The organism is Mesorhizobium silamurunense (assembly GCF_014843905.1).
GTDB lineage: Bacteria > Pseudomonadota > Alphaproteobacteria > Rhizobiales > Rhizobiaceae > Mesorhizobium > Mesorhizobium silamurunense.
Genome location: NZ_LPVS01000070.1, coordinates 196,845 through 221,429 on the forward strand (window position 1 = coordinate 196,845; position 24,585 = coordinate 221,429).

At 63.1% G+C, this 24,585-nt stretch carries 25 protein-coding genes, 1 tRNA gene and 1 pseudogene; 7 read left to right on the plus strand and 20 right to left on the minus strand.

Annotated elements, in window-relative coordinates:
- Nucleotides 1-5 precede the first annotated feature (5 nt).
- Together AU465_RS20240 and xylF are read right to left on the minus strand one after the other, a co-directional pair.
- A complete protein-coding gene (locus AU465_RS20240; RefSeq protein ID WP_192251874.1) occupies nt 6-1,370 on the minus strand; it encodes a sugar ABC transporter permease in 1,365 nt (454 codons plus the stop codon).
- 142 nt (nt 1,371-1,512) lie between these two features.
- Nucleotides 1,513-2,553: a D-xylose ABC transporter substrate-binding protein gene (gene xylF / locus AU465_RS20245; protein ID WP_192251877.1), complete on the minus strand. Its 1,041-nt coding sequence runs from the start codon at nt 2,551-2,553 to the stop codon at nt 1,513-1,515.
- A gap of 361 nt (nt 2,554-2,914) precedes the next feature.
- Here xylF and AU465_RS20250 point away from each other — a divergent pair, with 361 nt between their 5' ends.
- On the plus strand, nt 2,915-4,147 hold the full coding sequence (locus AU465_RS20250; RefSeq protein WP_192251880.1) for an ROK family transcriptional regulator: 1,233 nt from the start codon (nt 2,915-2,917) through the stop codon (nt 4,145-4,147).
- 496 nt (nt 4,148-4,643) lie between these two features.
- On the opposite strand, the gene AU465_RS20255 is transcribed toward AU465_RS20250, so the two are convergent.
- From AU465_RS20255 to AU465_RS20290, 8 genes are all read right to left on the minus strand, one after another.
- Nucleotides 4,644-4,856 (minus strand): hypothetical protein, encoded by a 213-nt coding sequence (locus tag AU465_RS20255; RefSeq protein WP_192251883.1) that lies wholly within the window; start codon nt 4,854-4,856, stop codon nt 4,644-4,646.
- Between the two features lie 324 nt (nt 4,857-5,180).
- Entirely contained in the window at nt 5,181-5,870 is a 690-nt protein-coding gene (phoB, locus tag AU465_RS20260; RefSeq protein ID WP_010911896.1) for a phosphate regulon transcriptional regulator PhoB, read from the minus strand.
- A 19-nt stretch (nt 5,871-5,889) separates the two neighbouring features.
- Nucleotides 5,890-6,597 (minus strand): phosphate signaling complex protein PhoU, encoded by a 708-nt coding sequence (phoU, locus tag AU465_RS20265; protein WP_192251990.1) that lies wholly within the window; start codon nt 6,595-6,597, stop codon nt 5,890-5,892.
- 17 nt (nt 6,598-6,614) lie between these two features.
- On the minus strand, nt 6,615-7,418 hold the full coding sequence (gene pstB, locus AU465_RS20270) for a phosphate ABC transporter ATP-binding protein PstB (RefSeq protein ID WP_192251886.1): 804 nt from the start codon (nt 7,416-7,418) through the stop codon (nt 6,615-6,617).
- The gene (gene pstA, locus AU465_RS20275) at nt 7,415-8,266 is read right to left on the minus strand and encodes a phosphate ABC transporter permease PstA (protein WP_192251888.1); all 852 of its coding nucleotides are present in this window, start codon (nt 8,264-8,266) and stop codon (nt 7,415-7,417) included. The genes pstB and pstA overlap by 4 nt, the downstream gene beginning before the upstream one ends.
- A 3-nt stretch (nt 8,267-8,269) precedes the next feature.
- Nucleotides 8,270-9,256, minus strand: coding sequence for a phosphate ABC transporter permease subunit PstC (gene pstC, locus AU465_RS20280; protein ID WP_192251891.1), 987 nt, complete (start codon nt 9,254-9,256; stop codon nt 8,270-8,272).
- A 65-nt stretch (nt 9,257-9,321) separates the two neighbouring features.
- Nucleotides 9,322-10,380 carry a phosphate ABC transporter substrate-binding protein PstS gene (gene pstS, locus AU465_RS20285; RefSeq protein WP_192251894.1) on the minus strand — a complete coding sequence of 353 codons (1,059 nt, stop codon included), beginning with the start codon at nt 10,378-10,380 and terminating at the stop codon, nt 9,322-9,324.
- Nucleotides 10,381-10,890: 510 nt separating this feature from the next.
- Nucleotides 10,891-14,253 carry a response regulator gene (locus AU465_RS20290; RefSeq protein WP_192251897.1) on the minus strand — a complete coding sequence of 1,121 codons (3,363 nt, stop codon included), beginning with the start codon at nt 14,251-14,253 and terminating at the stop codon, nt 10,891-10,893.
- Nucleotides 14,254-15,095: 842 nt separating this feature from the next.
- Here AU465_RS20290 and AU465_RS20295 point away from each other — a divergent pair.
- Nucleotides 15,096-15,320, plus strand: a complete 225-nt coding sequence (locus tag AU465_RS20295) for a hypothetical protein (RefSeq protein ID WP_192251900.1) — start codon at nt 15,096-15,098, stop codon at nt 15,318-15,320.
- A gap of 29 nt (nt 15,321-15,349) precedes the next feature.
- On the opposite strand, the gene tolA is transcribed toward AU465_RS20295, so the two are convergent.
- Nucleotides 15,350-15,739 (minus strand): cell envelope integrity protein TolA, encoded by a 390-nt coding sequence (tolA, locus tag AU465_RS20300; protein WP_192251903.1) that lies wholly within the window; start codon nt 15,737-15,739, stop codon nt 15,350-15,352.
- Between tolA and AU465_RS20305 the strand changes: the two genes are divergently transcribed.
- Nucleotides 15,654-15,980, plus strand: coding sequence for a hypothetical protein (locus AU465_RS20305; RefSeq protein WP_192251992.1), 327 nt, complete (start codon nt 15,654-15,656; stop codon nt 15,978-15,980). The genes tolA and AU465_RS20305 overlap by 86 nt on opposite strands.
- A gap of 13 nt (nt 15,981-15,993) precedes the next feature.
- Here the strand turns inward: AU465_RS20305 and AU465_RS20310 are convergent, their stop codons facing one another.
- The 3 genes from AU465_RS20310 to AU465_RS20320 form a co-directional block, all read right to left on the minus strand.
- The gene (locus tag AU465_RS20310; RefSeq protein WP_192251906.1) at nt 15,994-16,815 is read right to left on the minus strand and encodes a glutathione S-transferase family protein; all 822 of its coding nucleotides are present in this window, start codon (nt 16,813-16,815) and stop codon (nt 15,994-15,996) included.
- A 22-nt stretch (nt 16,816-16,837) separates the two neighbouring features.
- Nucleotides 16,838-17,419 carry a VOC family protein gene (locus tag AU465_RS20315; RefSeq protein WP_192251909.1) on the minus strand — a complete coding sequence of 194 codons (582 nt, stop codon included), beginning with the start codon at nt 17,417-17,419 and terminating at the stop codon, nt 16,838-16,840.
- Nucleotides 17,420-17,700: 281 nt separating this feature from the next.
- Nucleotides 17,701-18,141: an SRPBCC family protein gene (locus AU465_RS20320; protein ID WP_192251912.1), complete on the minus strand. Its 441-nt coding sequence runs from the start codon at nt 18,139-18,141 to the stop codon at nt 17,701-17,703.
- Nucleotides 18,142-18,257: 116 nt separating this feature from the next.
- Here AU465_RS20320 and AU465_RS20325 point away from each other — a divergent pair.
- Nucleotides 18,258-19,326: pseudogene (locus AU465_RS20325) on the plus strand (adenylate/guanylate cyclase domain-containing protein).
- A gap of 144 nt (nt 19,327-19,470) precedes the next feature.
- Entirely contained in the window at nt 19,471-19,671 is a 201-nt protein-coding gene (locus tag AU465_RS20330) for a P-loop NTPase family protein (RefSeq protein WP_192251995.1), read from the plus strand.
- Between the two features lie 33 nt (nt 19,672-19,704).
- Here AU465_RS20330 and AU465_RS20335 read toward each other — a convergent pair.
- The 3 genes from AU465_RS20335 to AU465_RS20345 form a co-directional block, all read right to left on the minus strand.
- Nucleotides 19,705-19,779 (minus strand) — tRNA-Glu (locus tag AU465_RS20335).
- A gap of 85 nt (nt 19,780-19,864) precedes the next feature.
- The gene (locus AU465_RS20340) at nt 19,865-20,278 is read right to left on the minus strand and encodes a VOC family protein (RefSeq protein ID WP_192251915.1); all 414 of its coding nucleotides are present in this window, start codon (nt 20,276-20,278) and stop codon (nt 19,865-19,867) included.
- The gene (locus AU465_RS20345) at nt 20,275-20,658 is read right to left on the minus strand and encodes a fimbrial protein (RefSeq protein WP_192251918.1); all 384 of its coding nucleotides are present in this window, start codon (nt 20,656-20,658) and stop codon (nt 20,275-20,277) included. The genes AU465_RS20340 and AU465_RS20345 overlap by 4 nt, the downstream gene beginning before the upstream one ends.
- A 26-nt stretch (nt 20,659-20,684) precedes the next feature.
- Here AU465_RS20345 and AU465_RS20350 point away from each other — a divergent pair, with 26 nt between their 5' ends.
- Together AU465_RS20350 and rpoH are read left to right on the plus strand one after the other, a co-directional pair.
- Nucleotides 20,685-21,740, plus strand: coding sequence for an RluA family pseudouridine synthase (locus tag AU465_RS20350; RefSeq protein ID WP_192251921.1), 1,056 nt, complete (start codon nt 20,685-20,687; stop codon nt 21,738-21,740).
- Between the two features lie 211 nt (nt 21,741-21,951).
- Complete coding sequence (gene rpoH / locus AU465_RS20355) at nt 21,952-22,863, plus strand: RNA polymerase sigma factor RpoH (protein ID WP_192251924.1); 912 nt, start codon at nt 21,952-21,954, stop codon at nt 22,861-22,863.
- Between the two features lie 73 nt (nt 22,864-22,936).
- Here rpoH and AU465_RS20360 read toward each other — a convergent pair whose 3' ends face one another.
- The 3 genes from AU465_RS20360 to AU465_RS20370 all read right to left on the minus strand — a co-directional run bounded on the left by AU465_RS20360 (nt 22,937) and on the right by AU465_RS20370 (nt 24,452).
- Nucleotides 22,937-23,596: a peroxiredoxin gene (locus AU465_RS20360; protein WP_192251927.1), complete on the minus strand. Its 660-nt coding sequence runs from the start codon at nt 23,594-23,596 to the stop codon at nt 22,937-22,939.
- A gap of 198 nt (nt 23,597-23,794) precedes the next feature.
- A complete protein-coding gene (locus AU465_RS20365; RefSeq protein WP_192251932.1) occupies nt 23,795-24,160 on the minus strand; it encodes a cell division protein ZapA in 366 nt (121 codons plus the stop codon).
- A gap of 19 nt (nt 24,161-24,179) precedes the next feature.
- A complete protein-coding gene (locus AU465_RS20370; protein WP_126087211.1) occupies nt 24,180-24,452 on the minus strand; it encodes a DUF4164 domain-containing protein in 273 nt (90 codons plus the stop codon).
- Between the last annotated feature and the right edge of the window lie 133 nt (nt 24,453-24,585).

Sequence of the window (24,585 nt, forward strand, 5' to 3'; positions counted from 1 at the left end):
CTCCGTCAAACCCGCTTGCGGTAGATGGTGTCGAGCCAGACCGCGATGACCAGCACGGCGCCGACGACGATGCTTTGCAGCGGCGAGTCGACGCCGAGCAGCACCATGCCGGACTGCAGCGACTGCACTAAAAGCGCGCCAAGCATGGCGCCGAGCACGGTTCCCGAGCCGCCGGCAAGCGAGGTGCCGCCGATCACCGCCGCGGCGATGACCAGGAGCTCGTCCAGCGTGCCCAGCGCATTGGTCGATGAATTCTGCCGCGCCGACGAGATCGCCGCGGCGATCGTCGCCAGCACGCCCATGATCATGAACACCTTCATGGTGATCCAGCGCGTGTTGATGCCGGCAAGGTTCGCCGCCTCCGGATTGCCGCCGATGGCGAACACATAGCGGCCGAAGCGTGTGCGCTTGGTGATGAAGGTCATGATGAGGCCGACCGCGACCGCCATCAGCACTGGAATGGCGATGCCGTGGGCGATAAACAGCCCGCCCTCGGGGACGGTGATGTTGTTGGCGGCGGCGTAGCGGTTCACGATGCCGACCGGCCAGGGATAGGAATTGGCCAGCCATACCGCGCCCATGATGACCGCGCAGGTGACCGCGCCGAGCAGCGTCTCGGCCCAGATCGGCCGCAGCGGGAAACGGAAGCGCTTGCGCTGCACCCGGCCGTTGAACAGCGCAAACACCACGGCAAGGCAGGCGACGACGCCGACGATCCAGCTCCACCTGGCGCCGATCGAGCCTGCCGGTCCGCCGCCCATGAGCTGGAAAGTGGCGTCGAGCGGTGCCACCGTCTGGCCGCTGGTGACCCACCAGGCGGCGCCGCGCCACACCAACAGTCCACCCAGCGTCACGATGAAGGCCGGCACTTCGAGATAGGCGATGACGAAGCCCTGAAAGGCGCCGATGAGCAACCCGAGCGCGAGCCCGATGGCCAGCGCCAGCACCCAGATCCACGGATTGCCGAGCTCGAGCCCGACCATCCGCACCAGGAAATGCACCTGGGCGAAGCCCATGACCATGCCGATCAGCCCCTCGGCCGAGCCGACGGAGAGGTCGATGTTGCGCATGACGATGACCAGCACCATGCCGGAGGCCATGATCGCCACGGCCGAGGTCTGCACCGACAGGTTCCACAGATTGCGCGGTGTAAGGAACGTGCGGCTGTCGAAATCGAGCGGATTGACGCCGAGCCGCAGGCTCGAAATGACATGCAGGCCGATCCAGATGATCAGCAGCGCGCCGACCATGCCGAGCATGCGGGTGTCGAGTTCGGTCGCCTTGAGGAAACGGCCGACGGCGCTGAGTTCGGAAGCACGCGCGCGATCCGCGGCCGGGTTGGCCGGCGTATCAGAGGTCGTATCGGTCATGATATCCTCCCACCGGCTGCCGTCTGGCGCGGATGCCGGACCACGATGCTATTTGCTTTCCCGGCTTTGTTGAAGCGGGAAGCCCTTGGACGAGCGCCGCGGTTTTGGGCCGGCGCTCGTTTTTGGACCGCTGTCGGCCGGATTAGTTGCAGACCGCGACTGCGCCCGCGGCAACGCCCGCGCAGACTTCGTCCTTCTTGATCCAGCCGGCGTCGATGACGACGTTGAGATTGTCCTTGGTGATCGCGACCGGGGTCAGGAACAGCGACTTGACGGTGTTGCCGCCGGGCGTCGTGAAGTCCTTGGCGCCGGCGATGTCGGCCATCTTCTTGCCGTCGGCGAGCTGCGAGGCGATCTCGGCGGCGTTCTTGCCGAGCTCGCGCGCATCCTTCCACACCGACACCGTCTGCGTGCCGAGCGCGATGCGGTTGAGCGCGGCATGGTCGCCGTCCTGGCCCGACACCGGAACGGTGCCGGCCAGGCCTTGCGCCGTCAGCGCCGCGACGACGCCGCCGGCGGTGCCGTCATTGGCCGCCACGACGGCATCGACCTTGTTGTCGTTGGCGGTCAGGAACTGCTCCATATTCTTCTGCGCGTTGGCAGGCAGCCAGCCATCCGTATAGGCCTCGCCGACATTCTTGACCTTGCCGCTGTCGATGGCTTCCTTCAGCACTTCCATCGAGCCCGCGAACAGGAAATCCGCATTCGGATCGGCGCCCGAGCCCTTGATGAAGACGTAGTTGCCTTCCGGCTTGACCTTGAACACCTCGCGGGCCTGCATGCGGCCGACTTCCTTGTTGTCGAAGGTCAGATAGAAGACGTCCTTGTTCTCGATCAGGCGGTCGTAGCCGACGACCGGAATACCCTCGTCCAGCGCCTTCTGCACCGCCGGCCCGATCGCCGAGGCGTCCTGCGCCAGGATGATCAGCGCGTTGGCGCCCTGCGAGATCAGGCTCTCGACGTCGGTCAGCTGCTTGCCCGGATTGGACTGCGCGTCGGCGGAGATATACTTGTCGCCTGCGGCTTCGATTGCCTTCTTCATCGCCGCTTCGTCGGTCTTCCAGCGCTCTTCCTGGAAATTCGACCACGAAACGCCGATTACCTTGTCCTTTGCCTCTGCGACCGACGCCAGTGTCAACGACATGGCGACACCCGCCAGTATGGCGGCTGCGAATCTCTTCATGATTTCCTCCCTGCGCCCTTGCGGCGCGACCCAGACTGGCCCGAAGGCCGGCACAGAGGCTTTTTTTCGAGCCTCGAAAAAATACTGATCCAACGCGGAAGCGCTGTCAACTGCGATTCTGATGGTTTTTGAGGTGCCGCGAACTTTATTTCGAGGCTCGCAATAAATAATGACAGTCTCGGCCGCTTCTGCCACTATTCTGCAACGGCTCCGGAGGGAAGCGCAGAACCGCTTTCCATCGGAACGGAATGAAGCGAATCCAGGGCGGTTCGGTAGCTATATCCGGAACTGAACCGATCTGGCGCGTCGCCAACGGCCCATGCATTATCAAAGAGGCCGCGCTGCCCGGAAGGAAGGAAAAATGTCGGTCGGAATCCGCCACGACGACCTGCGCCGGCGCAATCGCGCCATGGTGCTCTCGGCCGTGCGCCGGGCCGGCCAGCCGTCGCGCACGGAAATCGCCGCGACCACCGGGCTCAGCCACTCGACCATTTCGGCGATCTCCGCGGACCTGATCCAGGAAGGCATCCTCGCCGAGAGCAAGCCGAGCGAGACCGTGTCGCTGAAGCGCGGCCGGCCGCAGGTCGGCCTCGCCCTCAATCCCGAGGCGACGGCGGTAGTGACGGTGGTGCTGTCGCTGAATTTCCTCTCCGTCGCCGTCATCGACTATGCCGGCCAGGTCATCGCCGAGGAGCAGCGTCGCCTCGACACGCTGACCATGCCGCGCGACGAGCTGATCGGCGAATGCACGGCGATCGTCCGGCGCCGGCTGGAAGATCCGGACCTCGATGTCGCCAGCGTCGCCCGCCTCGCCATGGGCATCCAGGGCATCACCGATTCCCATGCTCGCGCCATGCTGTGGTCGCCGATCACGCCGCTGACCGACATTCCCTTCGCCGACATCCTGGAGAAGGAATTCGGCATTCCAGCCACCATGGAGAACGACTGCAACATGATGGCGGTGGCGCTGCAATGGCGCGACCCCGACCGCTATCGCGACAATTTCATCGCCATCCTGCTCTCGCATGGCATCGGCATGGGGCTGGTGCTCAAGGGCGACCTGTTCACCGGCACGCATTCCTCAGGCGGCGAGTTCGGCCACATGATCCACCGTCCGGGCGGCGCGCTCTGCCGCTGCGGACGCCGCGGCTGCGTCGAGGCCTATGCTGGCAACTACGCCATCTGGCGCAGCGCCATGGGGATGAGCGAGGACGCCGAGCCGGTCGATGTCGGCGACGCCGACATGCGCGCGCTCGCCGCCAAGGCGCGCGAGAAAGACGGCCCGGAGCGCGCGGCCTATCGCCGGGCGGGCGAGGCGCTGGGCTTCGGCCTCGGCAGCCTGTTCGCGCTCATCGACCCGGCGCCGGTCGCCATGGTCGGTGTCAGCGCCGCGGCCTTCGACCTGATAGAGCCGGCGCTGCGCGAGGCGATCGCCCAGACCGCCGGCGGCCAGCACTCGCAGTCGATCTCCTTCGACACCGAGCCGAACGAATTGCCGCTGATCCGCGAAGGTTGCGCCATACGCGCGCTGACCTTCGTCGACCAGGAGATTTTAGCGCCGGGTATACAGACGAGACACAGCGCGACAGGGTGAACCCTATGCCCGTCGACGCTTTGAAAGCGCCCGCCACAAATCGGCTTCATCTGTGATGCCGTCTTGAAAGAGGCCGATCACATCCCGAGCGAGTTCTTCTCTCTGATCTTTGTCCTTTAGGGCTAGCCGGCGCTCGGTGCACAGCCTGTCAAATACCCGCTGGAGCGTATCCAGATCAGCGGGACCGAACACTCCGCCGTGGCCTGAGAGAGGCATGACAGCCGCCCTCGATAACCCTGCCTATATTCTGCCACCAACAGCGCCGCTCGAAAAGGCGATTCAATCCGTACCAGTCCGAAGCCCGACTTAAATGGTCGCGGCTCAACGCCAGCATTTTCCAGGAAAGGAAGTCGAGTTCATCCGCTGGCATGGAACCGGCCCCGTCCGTCCGGGTTGACCAGATGGTCCGGCCTGCTTTCTTTCTGGTGACACAGGATCGCAGGCCGGACCATACACGGGGAGTAGCCGGCTACTCCCGGTGCGGGCTAGACCTTTTCTAGACCAAGTCGTAATCGCTGGCCTTCGGCATAGACCATAGCGAAGGTCTCAAGCTCGAATGAGGTGCGGCATAGACCATAGCGAAGGTCTCAAGCTCGAATGAGGTGGTGGCTTCTCCACCATCCTCGATCACCCGAACGAACCATTCGCCGCAGGTTTCAATCACTTCGATTTTGGGGGATTTGGCTTCGTTTCTCCGGACGTTATCCATCGCAGCTCTCCTCAGGGAAGCAATGGGAAACGTCGATTTTTATAAATCCAGATCGGCGTTTTTCAATATCAAAATATGCTTACGGAACGATAACGCGCGACGGTCGTTATTGTTATTCGCCAATAGAGCCGGAGAGGAGCAAGCCGGTCGACGCTATCGTTCAGCTGCTTGTTAAAGATACCGGCATTCCCGAAAATCAAGCGCTCGAACTCATCTTCCCGATGGGCTTGAACTGAACTCGCTTGTGCGCGAGGCGAAGATCATCAAATCCGGTCGGTAAACGGGCTGGTCGCAGGCCGGCCGCACCTGCATATCAGCGCATCGTTAATCTTCCCTGATCGCGTAGCCCGCCCCGCGGATGGTCCGGATCACGTCCGGCATGCGGCCGTTGTTGACCGCCTTGCGCAGGCGTCCGACATGCACGTCGACCGTACGCTCGTCGATATAGATCGTCTCGCCCCAGACATTGTCGAGCAACTGGCTGCGCGAGAACACCCGGCCGGGATGGCGCATCATGAATTCGAGCAGCCGGAACTCGGTCGGGCCGAGCCTGATCTCGCTCTTCTTGCGGTAGACGCGGTGCGATTCACGGTCGAGCACGATGTCGCCGACCTTGAGCACGCTGGACAGCACTTCCGGCTTGGCGCGGCGCAACAGCGCCTTGACCCTGGCCATGAATTCCGGCGTCGAGAACGGCTTGACCAGGTAATCGTCGGCGCCCGTCGAGAGGCCGCGCACCCTGTCGCTTTCCTCGCCGCGCGCGGTCAGCATGATGATAGGCAGCCGTTCTGTCTCGGGCCGCATCCTGAGCCGCCGGCAAAGCTCGATGCCGGAAACCGCCGGCACCATCCAGTCGAGCACCAGAAGGTCGGGCACGTTCTCCTGCAGGCGGATCTCGGCTTCGTCACCGCGGGTAACCACCTCGACCTGATAGCCCTCGGATTCGAGGTTGTAGCGGAGCAGCACCCCCAGCGGCTCCTCGTCCTCCACCACCATGATGCGTGGCGCGATCATATAGCAGGTACCTTCGCTGTCAGGCCGCCGGCGCCGACATCGCCGTTTCGTCCTGTTTCGGACGGTTCGCGGGCAATTGCGTGCCGGTCAGCACATAGTAGGCGTTCTCGGCGATATTGGTCACATGGTCGCCGATGCGCTCCAGATTCTTGGCGCAGAACAGAAGATGCGTGCAGGCCGTGATGTTGCGCGGATCCTCCATCATGTAGGTCAGCAGCTCGCGGAAGACGGAGGTGTATTTGACGTCGATGCGCTCGTCGTCGTTCCTGAGCTTGGCGAGCGCCGCGGCGTCGCCCGCCGTGTATTCCTCGATCACGCCCTGGACCTGGATCAGCACCAGTTGCGCCATCGAGTCGATGGAGTGCGATAGGTCGCGCGGCGCGGCGCTGACGCCGACGGAGCCGACGCGCTTGGCGATATTCTTGGCAAGATCGCCGATGCGCTCGAGATCGCCGGCCATGCGGATCGCGCCGACCACGCTGCGCAGGTCGTCGGCCATCGGCTGGCGTTTCGCGATCAGCGTGATGGCGCGATCGTCGAGCTCGCGCTGCCGCGCGTCCATGATGGCATCGTCGGAGACCACGCGCTGCGCCATCGCGTTGTCGGAGTTCAGCAGAGCCTTGGTCGACGCGCCGACCATCGAGCCGGCAAGATCGCCCATGTCACGGATGAGCTGGCTGATCTGCCTCAGATCCTCGTCGAAGGAAGCGACCGTATGGGCCATGATTGTGTCCTCGTATGAACTCAGCCGAAGCGGCCGGTGATGTAGTCCTGCGTGCGCTTCTCGCGAGGCGAGGTGAATATCTTCTCGGTCCGGTCGAACTCGACCAGCTCGCCGAGATACATGAACGCCGTCTGCCGCGACACGCGCGCCGCCTGCTGCATGTTGTGGGTGACGATCACGATCGTGTAGTCGGCCTGCAGCTCGTCTATCAGCTCCTCGATCTTGGCGGTCGACAGCGGATCGAGCGCCGAGGCCGGCTCGTCGAGCAGGATGACCTCCGGCTTCACCGCTACCGTGCGGGCGATGCAGAGCCGCTGCTGCTGGCCGCCGGAGAGGCTGAGGCCACTGGCATTGAGCTTGTCCTTGACCTCGTTCCAAAGCGCCGCACGCTTCAGCGCCTGCTCGACGCGGTTGTCCATCTCGGCCTTGCTGATCTTCTCATACAGCCTGACGCCGAAGGCGATGTTCTCGTAGATAGACATCGGGAACGGAGTCGGCTTCTGGAACACCATGCCGATCTTGGTCCTGAGCAGATTGAGATCCTGCGAGCGGTCGAGGATGTTCTTGCCGTCGAGCAGCACCTGACCCTCGGCGCTCTGCTTCGGGTAAAGTTCGTAGATGCGGTTCAGCACGCGCAGCAGCGTCGACTTCCCGCAGCCCGACGGTCCGATGAAGGCGGTGACGCTGCGCTCCGGCAGCGACAGGTTGATGTCCTTCAGCGCCTTCGACTGGCCATAGTAGAAGTTGAGGTTCTTGACCTCGATCTTAGCCTTCTCGACGGCCGTCTCGGCTACGTTAAGGTCGGTGGACAACATCGGTTTCATCTGTCCTCTCTGCGTCCGGTAAGGCTGCGGGCGAAAATGCTCAGCCCGAGAACCGTCAGGGTGATTATGAGTGCGCCCGTCCAGGCCAGCTGCTGCCATTCCTCATAGGGGCTGAGCGCAAACTGGAAGATGGTCACCGGCAGGCTGGCCATCGGCGCGTTGAGATTGCTCGACCAGAACTGATTGTTGAGCGCGGTGAAGAGCAGTGGCGCCGTCTCGCCCGAAATGCGGGCGATCGCCAGCAATATGCCGGTGACGATGCCGGAAAGCGCGGCGCGATAAGCGACGGAGCGGATCACCACCCAGCGCGGCGCGCCGATGGCGGTGCCGGCTTCGCGCAGCGCGTTGGGCACAAGGTTGAGCATGTCCTCGGTGGTGCGCACCACGACAGGGATCACCAGGATGGACAGCGCCACCGCGCCGGCGATCGCCGAGAAATGGCCCATCGGGCGCACCAGCAGCTCATAGACGAACAGGCCGACGATGATCGACGGCGCCGACAACAGGATGTCGTTGATGAAACGCACCACCGTGGTGAGACGCGAGAAGCGACCGTACTCGGCCATATAGGTTCCGGCGAGCACGCCGATCGGCGTGCCGACGATGATGCCGATGATGGTCATCACGATGCTGCCGTAGATGGCGTTGAGCAGGCCGCCGGCGTCGCCGGGCGGCGGCGTCATTTCCGTGAACACCGAAAGCGAGACGCCGGACAGGCCCTTATAGACCAGCGCGCCAAGGATCAGCGCCAGCCAGGCAAGGCCGATGCCCGCGGCGATGACGCACAGCGCCATCATCACGCCATTCTTGCGCTTGCGTCTCTGATGAAGCGACATGGCTACCGACATCGGTCAGGCTCCCGTGCGGCTATCGATGCGCAACAACATGTAGCGCGCGATGGCGAGGATGATGAAGGTGATGATGAAGAGGATCAGGCCGAGCGACACCAGCGAGGATGTGTAGAGCTCGCCATCGGCCTCGGTGAACTCGTTGGCGATGGTCGCCGAGATCGTCGTTCCCGGCGCAAACAGCGAGGCGCTGATGCGGTGTGCGTTGCCGATGACGAAGGTGACGGCCATCGTTTCGCCGAGCGCGCGGCCAAGACCGAGCATGACGCCGCCCATGATGCCGACGCGAGTGTAGGGAATGGTCACGCGCCGGGTCACTTCCCAGGTCGTGCAGCCGATGCCATAGGCCGATTCCTTGAGCACCGCGGGCACCGTATCGAACACGTCCTTGGTGATCGAGGTGATGAAAGGCAGAACCATGATGGCAAGAATGAGCGATGACGTCAGCAGGCCGATGCCGTAAGGCGGACCAGCGAACAGGCTGGAGAGGCCCGGGACGTTGTGGAAGACGTTGATGATGAAGGGCTGCACCGTCGTCTGCAGGAACGGCGCGAAGACGAACAGACCCCAGATGCCGTAGATGATCGAGGGAATGCCGGCGAGCAGCTCGACCGCAATGCCGATCGGGCGCCTGAGCGGGCGCGGGCAGAGCTCGGTGAGGAAAATGGCAATGCCGATGCCGATCGGAACCGCGATCAGGATGGCAATGGCCGAGGTGACGACGGTGCCGTAGATGGGCGCGAGAGCGCCGAAATTCTCGGTGACCGGGTTCCAGGATTCGGTGGTCAGGAAGGAGAAGCCGAACTTCGACAGCGCCTGCCATGAACCGGTTATCAGCGAGATGGCGACGCCGCCGAGAAGAACCAGCACGAGGATGGCGGAAAGGCGCGTGGCCGTCCGGAAGATCGTGTCGGTGAGCGCAAAGCGCCGCACTGTCGCTTCTCTGGTCCGCATGGCGGACGGTGTCACGGCTTCGGAGACGGCAGTCATCTAGCCCCTCGCATTTCGAAAGAGAGACAGGAGGGCGCCGGAAGCGCCCTCCTCAATTCCGCAAATTACATCCCCGAGAACAGCGGCTTGCCGTCCTTGTCGACGATGTCCTTGCCCCACATTTCCTCGACGCTCTTCACGACCGCGTCCGGCATCGGAACGTAGTCGAGCCCGGCAGCCATTTCGTCGCCCTTGGCGTAGGACCAGGCGAAAAACTTCAGTGCTTCGGTCGTGGCCGCCGCATCGTCGGGCTTCTTGTAGAGGAGGATCCAGGTAGCGGAGGTCATCGGCCAGGATTCGGCGCCGGCCTGGTTGGCCAGGATGACGCCGTAGCCCGGCTGCGAGCTCCAGTCGGCATTGGCCGCGGCAGCCGAGAAGGCCGCTGCCGTCGGCTCGATCTTCTTGCCGTCCTTGTTGATCAGGTCGGTGTAGGTCAGCTTGTTCTGCTTGGCGTAGGCGTACTCGACATAGCCGATCGCACCGCCGGTCTGCGAGACGTTGTTTGCGACGCCTTCATTGCCCTTGGCGCCGATGCCCACCGGCCACTCGAGCGCCTTGTCGACGCCGACCTTCGACTTCCAGTCGGCGCTGACGTCGGCCAGATAGTAGCTGAAGTTGAACGTGGTGCCCGAGCCGTCCGAGCGGTGGACGACCGCGATCGCCTGGTCGGGCAGCTTGAGATCGGGATTGAGCTTCTTGATCGCTTCGTCGTTCCAGTTGGCGATCTTGCCGATGAAGATGTCGGCCAACGTCGGGCCGTCGAGCACCAGTTCGCCCGGCTTGATGCCTTCGAGGTTGACGACCGGAACGATGCCGCCCATCACCATCGGGAACTGCGCGAGCCCGGTGGACTCCAGTTCATCGCCCTTCAGCGGCGCGTCGGAAGCGCCGAAGGTCACAGTCTTGGCTTTGATCTGTTTGATGCCGCCGCCGGAGCCGATCGACTGATAGTTGAGACCGGTGCCGGTCTCCTTTTTGTAGGCATCGGCCCACTTCGCGTAGATCGGATAGGGGAAGGTGGCGCCGGCGCCCGAGATATCGGCCGCCATCGCGGCGGAGAGGGAAAGCGTGGATGCCGCAGCCATTGCAATCGCAACGGCCGCCGAGCGGATGAAATGTCTCATGTGGCCTGCTCCTGTTCGGAATATGGTCTTTCGGCACCCGTTCTATCGGCGCCCGGTGAGCGCAATAGCCCTCGATTATTACAGTCGCATGACAGTTTCGTGTCAGCCGGGTAACGCCTGAACGGGGATGCCTGGAGGGCCTGCGTCCGCCTTTTGCGGACCAGCCGGAGTTTGCCGCGGGAATCAGTAACTTGTCTGACTTTTGAATCAAAAATTATCCCGGCGGCCGGATCACGGCCGCCGGGAAATAAAATCCGGACGAGAGCGCGTTGCCTGTGCGCCAGAGCGGATCATGGCCTAGCCATCGCCGAAAACAGGGTCCGTTGGGGTAGAGTCGACGCTGTTCCTTGCCGGCGGTCGCTGCTCCCGCCCGTAACCGAAGGGCGGAATCGACAGTGACCATTGTCCCGACTTGGCCTTCGTTTTGTATGGTGCGATCACACCATATGCCCGCGTCCGGTCTGCGGACGATGCCCGTGGAGGACGACGCCGCGAAGCAGAAAAAGGCTGTTAGCCGGCGCTGCGCCGGACTTCCGCGTCCGACCCGAGCCATCTTTCGAGCTTCTCGAGTAGCGCCTTCGGGCTGATCGGCTTCGGCAGGTAGTCGTCCATGCCAGCTTCCAGGCAGCGCTCTCGGTCCCCCTTCAGCGCATGCGCGGTGACGCCGACGATCGGCACATGCGTCCCCGTCTCCGCTTCGAGCAGGCGGATGGCGGCGGTCGCCTCCAGGCCGCTCATCTCGGGCATCGACACATCCATCAGGATCATGCGCGGGTTGAGCTTGCCGAAGGCGTCCAGCGCCTTGCGGCCGTTGCCGACGATTTCGAACTGATAGCTGGTCTCACCCAGGATTTGCGTGAACACCAGCTGGTTCACCTCATTGTCCTCGGCGACGAGGATGTCGAGCCCGCGCTCCGCGCCGGCCGCGCGCGGACGGGCACGCGCCGGCGGCGGCTGCAGCAGGACGCGATCAGACGCCATCGTCTGCACCGTGGACGCTCGCGATGCGCCGGGCCCGGTCTCGACGCTGCCGGCCAAAGGCGGATGGATGGCCGCCGTGCTGTGGCGGTGGCGCTGGATGGTGGCGACCAGCGTCTCCAGGAGGATGGAGGAGCGCGCCGGCTTGATCAGTTGCGCATCGATGCCGAGATCGCGGTAGGCGGCGCTGGTGAGCGACTGGTCGACCGAGGTCAGCATGATGATCGGCGTATGCGCAAGGCCGGCGGTATTGCGCACGATGCGCGCCATTTCGGCGCCGGTCATGCCCGGCATCTGGTAGTCGAGCACGACGCAGTCGACAGGCACGCCGAAGGCGGCGGCGGCGATCAGCACCTTCAGTCCCTCGGCGCCGCTTTCGGCCGCGCAGGAATCGAAAGTCCACGAGGCCATCTGTTCGCTGAGGATCGAGCGATTGACGGCATTGTCGTCGACGATCAGCACGCGCGCGCCAGTCACGTCGACCGGCATGATCCGTTGCCCGCCCCGTTCTGCCCGCGGCAGCGTGACGGTGAACCAGAAGGTCGAGCCCTTGCCCTCGGCGCTGTCGACGCCGATCTCGCCGCCCATCAGCTCGACCAGCCGCGAGGTGATGGCAAGGCCGAGCCCGGTGCCTTCGTGCCGCCTCGTCGAGGAGGTGTCGACCTGGCTGAACTTCTCGAACACCAGCTTCAGCTTGTCCTCGGGAATGCCGATGCCCGTATCTGTGATCGAGATGGTGAGCCTGGTGCCAGCCGGAACCCGCTCGCCGGTGACGTCGACCAGCACGTGGCCTTCGTCGGTGAATTTCACGGCGTTGCCGAGCAGGTTGGTGACGATCTGCCTGAGGCGGCCGACATCGCCGACGAACTGTCCGTCGAGCCCGGGCTGGACGCGGACGATGAGCTCGAGGTCCTTCTCCTTGGCGCGCGTCGAGACCAGCGTCGCCACATCCTCGATTGCCTCGGCGAGGTTGAAGGGCGCCGGATCGAGCACGAGCTGGCCGGCATCGATCTTGGAGAAGTCGAGGATGTCGTTGATGATGGTGAGCAGCGCGTTGCCGGACTTGACGATGATGTCGGTGAACGTCTTCTGCTTCGGGTCGAGGTCGGACTTGGCGAGCAGCTCGGCCATGCCGAGCACGCCGTTCATCGGCGTGCGGATCTCATGGCTCATATTGGCGAGGAACTCCGACTTGGCGCGGTCGGCGAGCACGGCGCGCTGGCGCGCCTCGCTAAGCTCGGCCTCGCGCTGTTTCAGTTCCGTTATGTCCGTGGTCGACCCGATCAGATAGAGCGAGCCGTCGGACGCGATCATCGCGCCCTTGCGCGCGAACTGGTGACGCACGCTGCCGTCGGGCATCGTTACCTTTTCCTCGATCTCCTGCGTCTCGCCGGTGCGCAGCACCGCGAGATCCCCCGCCACGAAGGCCTCGCCGTCCGCGCCGAAGATCTCGACGTCGGTCTTGCCGATCGCCTCTTCCTTGCTGAAACCGGTGAGGTCGCACCAGCCCTTGTTGACGTAGAATTGCCGCAGATCCGAGCGCTTGGCGTAGATCGACACCGGCACGTTGTCGATCAGGCTGCGGAACACCTCGTTCTCGCTCATGCTTTCCTTGAGCGCCCGCTCGCGCGCCTTGACGTCGGTGATGTCGGTGCTGGAGCCGACCAGATGCACCGATCCGTCGATGGCCACCAGCCGGCTCTTGCGCGTCATCAGCTGCCGCACCGTGCCGTCGCGATGGGTGACCGGTTCCTCGACCTCGCGCCCCTTGCCCGTGGCGACGACCTCGGTGTCGTCCTGGCTGTAGCTTTCGGCGTCCTCGGCGCCGAACAGCTCGCGGTCCGTCTTGCCGATGACGTCTTCCTTGGCGATGCCGGTCAGCGCGCACCAGGCCTTGTTGACGAACTCGATGCTGAGATCGTCGGCCTTGATGAAGGCCGCCACCGGCAGCTCGTCCATGACATGCCGGTAGAGGTCGATCTGGCGCATCGAGTCGCGCAGCGCCTTCTCGCGGGCCTTGATGTCGGAAATGTCGACGCGCACGCCGATGAACGTGCCGTCATCCGTCCTCATATCGTAGACCTGATACCAGCGACCGTCGGGATTCTGGCGCTCGTAGGACGAATTGGGCAGGTGGTAACGCTTGAGTATGGCGTCGAGCCAGCGCTCTTTGTCGACGCTGTAGAGGTTGTCGATCTCGGTGTCGCCGCTCGACTGGAAATAGCCCACGGAATGACCGAGCGCCAGCGCCTCGCGGAACGTGCGGCCCGGCTGCCAGGCCGGTTTCAGGGCCGGCAACGTGTCCTGCAGCTTGCGGTTGGCGAAAACGAATTTATCGTCCCTATCATAGATGATGACGCCCGCCGGCAGCGATTCAAGCACCGTTGCGAGGTTCTTGCGTGCATCGTCGGCTTCCGTCTCGCGATGCTTCATGTCGGTGATGTCGACATAGGAGATGAGCCGCTTGCCGCCGGCAAGCGGTGCCAGCGAGGCGATCAGCGTGCGGCCGTCATTGCGCGGCAACTGCCTGGATCCGGCAAGACCTGCCCGGATTTCCGCCTCGCGCTCGGCGATGTGTCGCCGCCAGGCCGCCTCGTCGGCGCCATAGGGGTCGGCGTCGCGGCTCGCCTCCATCAGCTCGCGGAAGCCGCAGCCGACCGTGGCGCGGCGCGGATCGATCTTCCAGAAGTCATAGAAGGCGCGGTTGATGATCTCCGCCCTGAGATCGGCATCGAGGACGATGACGCCGATCGGCATCGAATCGACCATCAGGCGAAGATTGGTGAGCGCTTCCTTAGTTCCTGCCGCGTGCTGAGCTCCGGCGAATGCCTCGCCGCCGCCCACAATCGCCCTTTGAAAATCACGCGCGTCGACCGTCCCGTCCGTATCCGCCATTCCTACCCCCAGGCCGACCCCTCGCCGGTTCGTCGGCGGAATGTGCCCGACAAGCATTAACGATCCGCTAACCTTAACGATTCGCAACCAGACACGCCTGATGCCGTTGACGCATGTCGGCCAAAAGTGTGCAGCGGCTTTGGGAAAACGGCATGCGCAAGAGCAAGCCTAAAGCGCGTCGCCTGAACCCGTTCGGCGCGACGTGGTTTGATCGGACGCTGGTCCCATGCCTGCTGCGGTAATCCGTCCGTTGGCGGACCCACCGCTGCCGGGCTATAAAATCGGTGGGGTATTGCTGATGCTTGGTCGAATGCTGACTTTTGTTCTCTGCCCGGCGCTGCTCGCGGCAAGCGGCTGCGCGCGCAGCGATGACGGAACCGTCATCATTCCAAGCCGGATGGACGTCAGGCGCATTTGGGACAGGGCCCCGCCGGGGACAACCGCCTCGAGGCAGGTTGCATCGGACGTATTTCCTCAGCCACCGAGCGCGCCTGCGGATCCCTCCAGCCGAAGACATTTCAGGCCGGCTTCTACCACCCCTTCTTATCAGCCGGATTTGCCCGATGCGTCCTCCCAGCCGGAGAAGGCGCTTGCCTGCAGGAACGTCAGCGAACCCGGCAAACGCTATCGCGTCGTCTGCGACTAGACGCGTGTTTCGGTTGGGTCTCCGCTTTGGCCGGCCCCCAGTGGGCTAGGCTTTCTGTATCGAAGTAGACATCTGTATAGCTGGCGCCCAGCTCACGTCGGTCGACGGCGATTATGATGCGCCCGCGATCACAGACTGCCGATGAAACCTTTGGCCGGCACCTGACGTTATCCGTGCAGCGCGAAGGAGGCTGAAGATGTCCATTCACTTCACCGTCTCTGGCTTGACCAGGAACCTGATCCATTCGCTTGGACTGGATCATGAGCGGGCACCGAGGCATCTGACGCCGGAGCAAAATCTGCTATTGGAATGCTATCTGGCCGGGCAGATCCCGGAATCGGCCTGGAACGACTATGTCTTTGAGATGCCGGAACTGGGAAAGCACGCAAATGCCCGGCGCCTGCGCACCGTTCAAGCGTAGAGAAGGCGATTTTGACCAGTTCGGCAATTCTATTGCTGAACGGCTTTGGCATTATTTTTTGGCGAATTGAACTGAAGCGTAAAGACCTTTCCCGGAATTCCCTGCGCCAGTGCCGGCGAGAAGCTGAGCGGCAGGCAGTTGCGCAGGGCGGTGGTCGCCGCGTCGACATAGGCCTGACGCGCCTTGTCATCGCCGCTGACCTTGATGGCCGTCGGCTTCGGCGGGCCGATCAGCGTGCCGTCGCGCTTGAAGCTGAAACTCAAGGTGACCGAAGCAGTTCCGGAACCGGCGGGCGGAGTCCAGCACGCCTGCAGGGCGGCGCCGACCTCATTCATGGTGTTGAGCGGCGCGGCATTCGCCGGAAAGAGTGACGCCAGCATCACGCCAGCGCTCGCCGAAAATCTTGCCATGCTTCTCATCGCGGTCCTCGTCGCCTTCGCCCGTTCGCCTGATGGCATGGTACGATCAACGAGGAGGATGACAATAGGATTTCAACCCGCTTGGCACCGTCGAAATCAGGCTGCCGTGATCGCGCGACCGTCGCCAAAAGCAAAAGGCCGGCACGGGGCCGACCTTTCCTTCGCCTTGCCATCGCGCCAGTACATCCGTGGTCGCGAAGAGGACCGGATCACTAAAAGGCTTTGGTTAACGAACCATTAACCCCGTGGATTGCTCAAGCCGCGGCCTGCGCCTTGACATGAGCGATATAGCCGCGCACGTCGCCGGCCGGCTCCGAATAGGCCTTGCCGAGCTTCTTCTCGATCGCCGCCATGTAGTCCTTCGCCCATTCGGGCAGCGCATAGTCGATAACGGCCAGGAACTCGAGTGTCGCCGCCAGCCGGATATCGGCGATCGACGGGTTGTTGCCGCCGATGAACGGCTTGCCGTCCCTGAAGAAGGAGTGAAACACCTCGAGCGGCTCTGCGATCGCGGCGGCGGCGGCTTTCTGTGCCTCCGACTTCTTCTCCGGATGGGCATCGCTGTGGCCGACCTCGCCGGCATATTGCGGAAAGCCGAGCGCCGGATAGGTGGCTCTGGCCACATAGGGATAGAGCGTTCCGATTAGGTAGAACATGGCGCTGTCGACCATCGCCCGCTTGGCCGGCGCCTTCGGATAGAATTTATCCAGCCCGTGCTTGTTGGCGAGGTACTGCATGATGGCGCAGCTTTCCCAGAGCACGCCTCTGGGAAGTCCTTTGTCCTCGATCATCGGGGTCAGATGCGCCGGGTTCCTCGCCAGGAATTCGGGCGAACGGGTCAGACCCCAGGCGTCGGTCTCGGCATGGTCGAACCCGGCCGCGCGCGCGAACACCCGCACGGTCATGTTGTTGACGCTGGGCCGCAGCATGCTGAGCTTCAGCCCGGGCCTCTTAGCCGGCTTCGCCTTTGCCTTAGGCGCGGCTCTTGCCGTCGCTTTGGGCGCGGCTTTTGCCGTCGCTTTCGCCGCCGGCTTGGCCGCGGCCTTCTTCGTTCCCTTCGTTGCAGCCTTTGCCATCTTGGTCCTCCCTCTGGCCTGTTCAGTACGGATTTTTCGCCGCCCGGTCTTCGGACAATGTTTCGCGCGATCGCTCGACCAGCGCCTGGATGGCGTCGGCAAGGTGCGCTTCGGCGATATTATAGTCGCCGCGCGCGACGCGGATCTTATGCGCTGCCATCAGCACGTCGGCGTGGCTGAAGCCGGCCGGCGGCTCGAAGCGGTAGGAGGCAAGCTCGATCAGCAGGCCGAGCGGATCCTCGAAATAGATCGAATCCATGAAGCCGCGATCCTTGACGCCGCTGTGCTTGATGCCGCGCTCGTCGAGCCGGGCGACCGCCTGCAGGAAGGTCACGCGCGACACCGCGAACGCGATGTGGTGAACGCAGCCGATGTCGGTCGGCGTGCGCCGCTTGACCGGGCTGCGGCTCTCGTCGGTGAAGACCGTGATCAGCCGCCCATCGCCCGGGTCGAAATAAAGGTGGCTTTCGCTCGCCTTGTCGAGATTGGGCTGCTCGAAGATGAAGGGCATGCCGAGCACGCCTTCCCAGAAATCGATGGAGGTCTGGCGATCGGCGCCGACCAGCGTGATGTGATGGACGCCTTGCGATTGTAGTTTCTGCATCTGGCTCCTCCCGGCCACGCCGCGCCTTGCCGGCGGACGGATTTCAAGTGCCCAGTCGCGCTTGGATCAGCGCCCGGCATATGACCGCCGCTCGGCTTCGCTCCCCTGCGCTCCGCATTTCCGCATCCTGCGGGATTGCGGCCGAAGCTTTGATGAACGGATGCTAATTCAATCCGAGGCGTTGCGCCAGAAGCGCCGACGCTTCAGGACCCAGGCGGCCCGATCGGCGATCCGTGCTTGCCGGCGCCGAAGAATGCGCATCCGCGACCCTTAGATGAAAATCACATATTCTTCATCGGCACGTCGGGATCGACATGTCCCCCATCGGCAGTGACCTTCAGCCTTGAGAGGTAGTGCTCCCATCCCCTTCGATGGCTGTCACGCTCCTTTGCGTTCGGCAGTCCGCTGTGCGTGAAGCGGATCAGTGTCCCCGCATCCCTCGCGATCAGGTCGATCTCGACATGGCTGGAGCCGGGCGGCACGGTCTCGTTGTCTTCCCAGCCAAAACTGTAGGCAAGACGGTGGACCGGGATCACCTCGGTGAACTCGCCGCGCGCCATATGGCGACCACCGACATTGACGAGGAACAGACCGCCCGGCGTTGCATCCAAATTCGCTTCGGTCCCGATCCATCGCAGGATCTGGTCCGGATCCGTCAAAAGCGCGAACACGGTCGCTTGTGGCGCCGCGACCTCAATCTCTGTGTAAACCGATTCCGCCATTGCTCGCTCCAGGTCACATCCGCATCGCATGCCGTGCATGATTGAAGCGAATGTGGGGAGTTGCAAGAAGATGTTCGAGGCGTAAGCATAAGCCGGTGCCGAGTGACCTTCTACCGATGCTTCTCGCAAACTCGCTTTCATTCCTTCTGGACGACGCCGCGCATATTGGCGACGGTGGGCGACTTCTATTGCAGCTCTCAACGCATTTGATGGAAGACGGCTTGCCGATCATTGCCGGCGCGCTGGCGCAGGATGCTCCCGACCCGATCATTTCACGCCGCATCTGGCTCTGGCGAGCACCTAGCGGTGAAGTGGTCGAGGCTTTGGGGATAGGCGCCGACCGCCAGAATGCCGATCCCCGGCTCGTGCTGCGGGAATGGCTTGGCACGACGCGGGCGATCGTGTTCGACGAGGGAGCTGGCGGTGTCGCACCGACTTTGGCGTGGGCGTTCGATCATACTCCGGATGAGGCGCAGTCAGAGCTGCTGCGGCAAATCTCCCGGTTTGCTGCGGCTCCGATGACCGCACTCGCAGAACGGTCTGCGAAACGCGCATTGCTCGAAGCATATTTGGGAAAGCGCAGTGCAGCACATGTGCTCAACGGTCATTCTCGTCGAGTAAAGGGAGAGACGATACGGGCTGCGCTTCTGTGCGCGGACCTTCGAGGTTTCACCGATCTATCCGAGGTTCATGATGCAGACGAGATCGTATTGGTACTTGATGCCTGGTTCGATTGCGTCGCCGGCGCGGTGCACGCATTTGGTGGCGAGGTTCTCAAGTTTATAGGTGATGGCGTCCTCGCGATTTTCCCGATTGGCGAGCGCGATGCAAGGGCCGCATGTGACGCGGCGATACGCGCCGTGAAGGCCACGCGCGCCGGGATAGATCATCTCAACCAAACTCGGCGCCGCAATGGGGGCCCTGAGTTCGGATATGGCATTGGCCTGCATGTCGGCGAGATACTTTGGGGGAATATCGGCACTGCCGGCAGGTTGGACTTCACCGCGATCGGCAAGGCTGTAAATCTTGTCAGCCGCATCGAAGGGCTGTGCAAGCCGGTTGGGACGGACGGTGCTCGCGTCGACAGTGTTCGAGGCAGAAACTACCGAGCCGATGATCGCCATGGGCAGTCATCCGCTCAGAGGAATAGCAGGCGCGCAAACACTTTTCGGCTTGCCGGAATAGATCGAATGGTTGAGCGCGCCGTGGATGTGTCGTTCACCGCATATCTTAGTATCGTGCGAAGCCATGACTGGGAGAAATTCGAACGGCAAAGAAGCTACGATACTACAACGCGTTTCTGGAGCATGGCGCGTTTAGAGCCGAGCCATGCGTCGCGCGCAGCTTCGCTGGCCGGTGCTAAGGGCCGACTATTCCTGGCATCCACCCTTCGCCGAAGCGCCTGGAAGCGCCGAACAGATCGGCCAGCTCGCGCGGTCGAGCGTCAAGTTCGTCAGCGCCAAGAGCGGCACGGGGATTGTCGACGCCTTCGCGGAACTCGCCGAAACGATCCGCCGCCGGCAGCTATAGCGCGGCAGTAAAGATCCAATTTGTTTGATTGCTTGGTACGCCCAAGGGGAATCGAACCCCTGTTCCCGCCGTGAGAGGGCGGTGTCCTGACCGCTAGACGATGGGCGCGCTCAAGAACCGGCTACATAGGATGAAGGCTGCGAAAAAGCAACTGGGGTTTCAGGCTGTCCGCAGACTTTGCCGAATGCCCCGGTCAACCCCGCCGTTTCGGCTCGATCAGGTCCCAGAGATTGCCGTAAAGATCGGCAAACACCGCCACCGTCCCATAGGCCTCGTGGCGCGGCGCCTCGCGGAACTCGACGCCCCTGGCAAGCATCGCCCGATGGTCGCGCGCGAAGTCGTCCGTTTCCAGGAAGAGGAACACCCGGCCGCCGGTCTGGTCGCCGATACGGCTCGCCTGCGTCTCGCCGGAGGCTTCCGCCAAGAGCAGCCGCGCGCCTTGTCCATTCGCCGGCGTGACCGTCACCCAGCGCTTGCCGCTGCCGAGGTCGGCATCGTCGGTCAGCACGAAGCCCAGCCGCTCGACATACCAGGCTATCGCCTCGTCGTAGTTCCCGACGACGAGCGCCACCGTCGCAATGCTGCGGTTTTCGGCAAAGCCGCTCATTTGTTGCGGATCGCGAACTGGCCGACCATGCGGCGCTCGGCAATATCGTAGACGAAGATGGAACGGCTGCCGTCGGCAAGCTCGGCGTCGATCGACAGCCGGTTGCCGGACAGCGACTGGCCGACCACCCTGGCGCCGACCGGCAGCACGATGTCGCCGCTGAGCGGCGCACCGGCCGGAGCCGGGACATCGCCGGCGGGCACCGACCCGGCGCCCGGCGCGTTGCGGGCTTTGTAGACAAGCGCCCCGATCACCACCATAAGGGCGAGGAACAGAAGGCCGAGATTGACGATCATGAAGCGGATGAGCTTCCGGCGCACCTTTTCGGCCGCCGGGTCGAGCGGCTTCTCCTCATCTTCTTCGGCGATCGGCCGGGCCATGGCTAAACAATCCGCAACGGGTTTCGATGAGCGCTCATAACGAAGAGCCCCCGATTTTGATAGGGGATGAATTGACCGATAACGAAGCGGTCGTTCTGGAAGCCGGCACCGATGCCGCCGGCCAGCGCCTCGACCAATGGCTCACCGCCCAGCTCGGCCCGGATATCTCGCGCAGCCGCGTGCAGGCCCTGATCCGGCAAGGTGCGGTCTCGATCGGTGGCAAGCCGGTCGAGGAGGCCAAGCGCAAGATGGCGCCGGGCGAGCACGTCTCGGTCGTCATGCCGGAACCGGAGCCGGCCGAGCCGCAAGGCGAGAACATTCCCCTCGATATCCTTTACGAGGACGACGAGCTGATCGTCATCAACAAGCCTGCCGGACTGGTCGTCCATCCCGGCGCCGGCAACTGGGCCGGCACGCTGGTCAACGCGCTGATCCATCACTGCGGCGACAGTCTCTCCGGCATCGGCGGCGTCAAACGGCCGGGCATCGTGCACCGGCTGGACAAGGAAACCAGCGGCGTCATGGTGGTGGCCAAGACCGACCGCGCCCACAAGGTGCTGTCGGAAGCCTTCGCCGATCATGGCCTGACCGGCGACCTGGAGCGCGCCTATCTGGCGCTGGTCTGGGGCATTCCACAGCGGCCGACCGGCACCGTCGACGCAGCGCTCGGCCGCGCTGCCGACCGCGTGCGGCGCGCCGTGGTTCCCGAAGGCCGGGACGATGCCCGCCATGCGGTCACCCATTTCTCCGTGGTCGAACGCTTCGGCGAAGGGCAGAAGGCATTCGCCACCGCAAGCCTGGTCGAATGCCGGCTCGAGACGGGACGCACGCACCAGATCAGGGTCCATATGGCGCATATCGGCCATCCCGTGATCGGCGACCCGGACTACGGCCAGGCCTTCCGCACCAAGGTCAACCGGCTGCCGGAACCGCTGAAAAGCAAAGTCAATGCATTTTCCCGGCAGGCCTTGCACGCCTGGCTCCTTGAATTCCGACACCCGACCACCCATTTAACGATGAGGTTCGAGGCGCCGATGCCGAGGGACATGGAGGAACTCGTCAGCGGCTTTCGCAAGTTCTGAACCGCCATCAAGACGCTTCAAACCAGCCATCAAAAAACCTGACTGGCGTTGTTCACTTTAGTGTGACACACTGTTTCGTGTTGAACAAATGCCTGTCCTTTCTGGTTTTGTTCCTATATACACCAGTTGCCGCGGATGAGCCGATTGGCATTCGCGTCACATGCCCGCCGCGTTTATGGGGGCATCACTCCAATAGAGAGGGGGCGCTATCATGGCCCAGTCACTACCCAGTATCGTTTCCGGTGAAGGCGGTCTCGCCCGTTACCTGGAAGAAATCCGTCGCTTTCCGATGCTGCAACCGCAGGAAGAGTACATGCTCGCCAAGCGTTACGCCGAGCATCAGGACACTTCCGCCGCGCATAAGCTCGTCACCAGCCATTTGCGGCTCGTCGCCAAGATCGCCATGGGCTATCGCGGCTACGGCCTGCCGATCGGCGAGGTGATCTCGGAAGGCAATGTCGGCCTTATGCAGGCCGTGAAGAAATTCGAACCGGAGCGCGGCTTCCGGCTCGCCACATACGCTATGTGGTGGATCAAGGCCTCGATCCAGGAATACATCCTGCGCTCGTGGAGCCTGGTGAAAATGGGCACCACCGCCAACCAGAAGCGCCTGTTCTTCAACCTGCGCAAGGTGAAGGGCAGAATCCAGGCGCTCGACGACGGCGACCTGAAGCCCGACCAGATCGCCGAGATCGCCACGCGCCTCAACGTTTCCGAGGCCGAAGTGGTGTCGATGAACCGCCGCCTGTCGGGCGATGCTTCGCTCAACGCTCCGATCCGGGCGAGCGAGGGTGAATCCGGCGAATGGCAGGACTGGCTGGTCGACGACCACGAAAGCCAGGAAGAGATGCTGATCGAGCAGGACGAGCTGGAAAACCGACGCTCGATGCTGTCTGGCGCGCTGTCGGTGCTCAACGATCGCGAGCGGCGCATCTTCGAGGCGCGCCGCCTGGCTGAAGAGCCGCTGACCTTGGAAGAGCTGTCGGCCGAGTTCGACATCAGCCGCGAGCGCGTGCGCCAGATCGAGGTGCGCGCTTTCGAGAAGGTGCAAGACGCGGTCAAGGCCGCGGCCAAGCGCCAAACTCAGGCGCTGCGCACCATCGAGGCGCAGCCGGCGGCTTGAAGCATCAAGCAAGAAATGAAAAAGGCGACGCTTCGGCGCCGCCTTTTTTGTTTTCAGAACCGGCAGCTTCGGCTCAGGCAGATGGCTGCTTGGTTTTCCTCAGATACGGCAACACGGTCTCATAGGCGCCGAAGCGCTTGATCGCATCCTCGTTGGAGACGGCAGCGGTGATGATCACATCCTCGCCCTGCTTCCAGTTCGCCGGCGTCGCCACCTGGTGCTTGGCCGTCAACTGGATGGAATCGATGACGCGCAGAATCTCGTCGAAGTTGCGGCCTGTGGTCATCGGATAGGTCAGCACCAGCTTGATCTTCTTGTCCGGGCCGATGACGTAGACCGAGCGCACGGTGGCGTTGTCGGCCGGCGTGCGGCCTTCGGAGCTCTCGCCGGCGCCCGCCGGCAGCATCTCGTAGAGCTTGGCGACCTTGAGGTCCTTGTCGCCGATCAGCGGGTAGTTCACCGTCTGGCCGGTAGCGGTCTTGATGTCGGCCTGCCACTTGTCGTGGCTCGACACCGGATCGACGGAGATACCGATGATCTTGACGTTGCGCTTTTTGAATTCGCCTTCCAGCCCGGCCATCGTGCCGAGCTCGGTCGTGCAGACGGGCGTGAAGTTCTTCGGGTGGCTGAAGAGCACCGCCCAGCCGTCACCGATCCATTGATGGAAATTGATAGTCCCTTGCGTGGTCTCGGCCGTGAAATCCGGCGCGATATCGTTGATACGAAGGCTCATGACGTGCTCCCTACCCTGTGACATGCCGCCGGCATGGGGCCAACCCCATCGGCGTGGCTGCCCTTCTATACCGCCGGATGGCCGCCTTCAAAAGGCTTGTGTCTGCAAGCGTGATCGGGAGAGCGGAAAAATTTCGTCTTTTCCTGCAAAAGACAGCAGGAATTTCCACGACGGATGCCGGGGGAGGCTGGATGAGGCTTAAGCCTTCTTCATCGCCAGCGTTGCCGCCAGGTCTTCCATGCGTTGAGCTAGCGCTGCAAGCGCGGTGGTCAGCACGCTGTCGCTCTTGTCGGCCTTGGTCAGCGCCTCGTCGCGAGTCTTGCGCAGCGTCTGCACCTCGCTTTCCATGCCCTTGACGCGCTTGTTGAGCTCCGAGAGCTCATCCATCACCATGATGCCGGCCATCACGGTCAGCCGCTGGTCACCGATCTCGCCGAAAGAATCCTTCAAATGCATGACATAGCGGTCGAAGCGCTCGGCGAGGTCGATCAGATGCTCTTCCTGGCCCTCGTCGCAAGCCATCCGGTACTGCTTGCCGTCGATGGAAACCGTCACCTGTGCCATTGGCTTACCTGTCGAGCCCCTACCGGTCCAACACAGCGCGGATGGTTTCCATGGCGGTCACCAGCCGGCGCGACACTTCCTTGTTGGCATCTTCCAGCCGTTCGGCGCGGGCCTCGGAATTGTCGAGCTCCTGCGCCAGCCGCGAGCGGTCGGCGTTCATGCGCTGCACCTCGGCCTCGGCTTCGGAATAGTCGCGCTCATGCTCAAGCCGCGCCGCGACGGCGCTTTCCAGCCCTTCCATGGCCTTGCCGAGCCTGGCGATGACTTCTTTGAGGGTCGTTTCCCCGGTCATGGCCTTCGTCCTATGCCCTGCCCGTCACCGAATCGCTCGCGTTCAGAACGCGTTATTGCGGAAACATTAGGCGCCGGGTGAAGCGCGCGTCAATAAAGCTCTCGCGACTGTCCCCCGCTAACGCTAATGTAGC

Bases quoted from the DNA above. Each gene is read 5' to 3' on its own strand.
- AU465_RS20320 (WP_192251912.1), bottom strand. From the start codon at position 18,141: ATGGCGGAATCGGTTTACACAGAGATTGAGGTCGCGGCGCCACAAGCG.
- phoB (WP_010911896.1), bottom strand. From the start codon at position 5,870: ATGATCGCGCCACGCATCATGGTGGTGGAGGACGAGGAGCCGCTGGGG.
- pstS (WP_192251894.1), bottom strand. From the start codon at position 10,380: ATGAGACATTTCATCCGCTCGGCGGCCGTTGCGATTGCAATGGCTGCG.
- pstC (WP_192251891.1), bottom strand. From the start codon at position 9,256: ATGACTGCCGTCTCCGAAGCCGTGACACCGTCCGCCATGCGGACCAGA.
- xylF (WP_192251877.1), bottom strand. From the start codon at position 2,553: ATGAAGAGATTCGCAGCCGCCATACTGGCGGGTGTCGCCATGTCGTTG.
- AU465_RS20305 (WP_192251992.1), top strand. From the start codon at position 15,654: ATGGTGTTGAGCGGCGCGGCATTCGCCGGAAAGAGTGACGCCAGCATC.
- tolA (WP_192251903.1), bottom strand. From the start codon at position 15,739: ATGAGAAGCATGGCAAGATTTTCGGCGAGCGCTGGCGTGATGCTGGCG.
- AU465_RS20240 (WP_192251874.1), bottom strand. From the start codon at position 1,370: ATGACCGATACGACCTCTGATACGCCGGCCAACCCGGCCGCGGATCGC.
- AU465_RS20360 (WP_192251927.1), bottom strand. From the start codon at position 23,596: ATGAGCCTTCGTATCAACGATATCGCGCCGGATTTCACGGCCGAGACC.
- AU465_RS20315 (WP_192251909.1), bottom strand. From the start codon at position 17,419: ATGCAGAAACTACAATCGCAAGGCGTCCATCACATCACGCTGGTCGGC.
- AU465_RS20295 (WP_192251900.1), top strand. From the start codon at position 15,096: ATGTCCATTCACTTCACCGTCTCTGGCTTGACCAGGAACCTGATCCAT.
- AU465_RS20350 (WP_192251921.1), top strand. From the start codon at position 20,685: ATGAGCGCTCATAACGAAGAGCCCCCGATTTTGATAGGGGATGAATTG.
- AU465_RS20310 (WP_192251906.1), bottom strand. From the start codon at position 16,815: ATGGCAAAGGCTGCAACGAAGGGAACGAAGAAGGCCGCGGCCAAGCCG.
- pstB (WP_192251886.1), bottom strand. From the start codon at position 7,418: ATGAAACCGATGTTGTCCACCGACCTTAACGTAGCCGAGACGGCCGTC.
- AU465_RS20250 (WP_192251880.1), top strand. From the start codon at position 2,915: ATGTCGGTCGGAATCCGCCACGACGACCTGCGCCGGCGCAATCGCGCC.
- AU465_RS20345 (WP_192251918.1), bottom strand. From the start codon at position 20,658: ATGGCCCGGCCGATCGCCGAAGAAGATGAGGAGAAGCCGCTCGACCCG.
- rpoH (WP_192251924.1), top strand. From the start codon at position 21,952: ATGGCCCAGTCACTACCCAGTATCGTTTCCGGTGAAGGCGGTCTCGCC.
- AU465_RS20255 (WP_192251883.1), bottom strand. From the start codon at position 4,856: ATGGATAACGTCCGGAGAAACGAAGCCAAATCCCCCAAAATCGAAGTG.
- pstA (WP_192251888.1), bottom strand. From the start codon at position 8,266: ATGTCGGTAGCCATGTCGCTTCATCAGAGACGCAAGCGCAAGAATGGC.
- AU465_RS20290 (WP_192251897.1), bottom strand. From the start codon at position 14,253: ATGGCGGATACGGACGGGACGGTCGACGCGCGTGATTTTCAAAGGGCG.
- AU465_RS20365 (WP_192251932.1), bottom strand. From the start codon at position 24,160: ATGGCACAGGTGACGGTTTCCATCGACGGCAAGCAGTACCGGATGGCT.
- AU465_RS20370 (WP_126087211.1), bottom strand. From the start codon at position 24,452: ATGACCGGGGAAACGACCCTCAAAGAAGTCATCGCCAGGCTCGGCAAG.
- AU465_RS20330 (WP_192251995.1), top strand. From the start codon at position 19,471: ATGCGTCGCGCGCAGCTTCGCTGGCCGGTGCTAAGGGCCGACTATTCC.
- AU465_RS20340 (WP_192251915.1), bottom strand. From the start codon at position 20,278: ATGAGCGGCTTTGCCGAAAACCGCAGCATTGCGACGGTGGCGCTCGTC.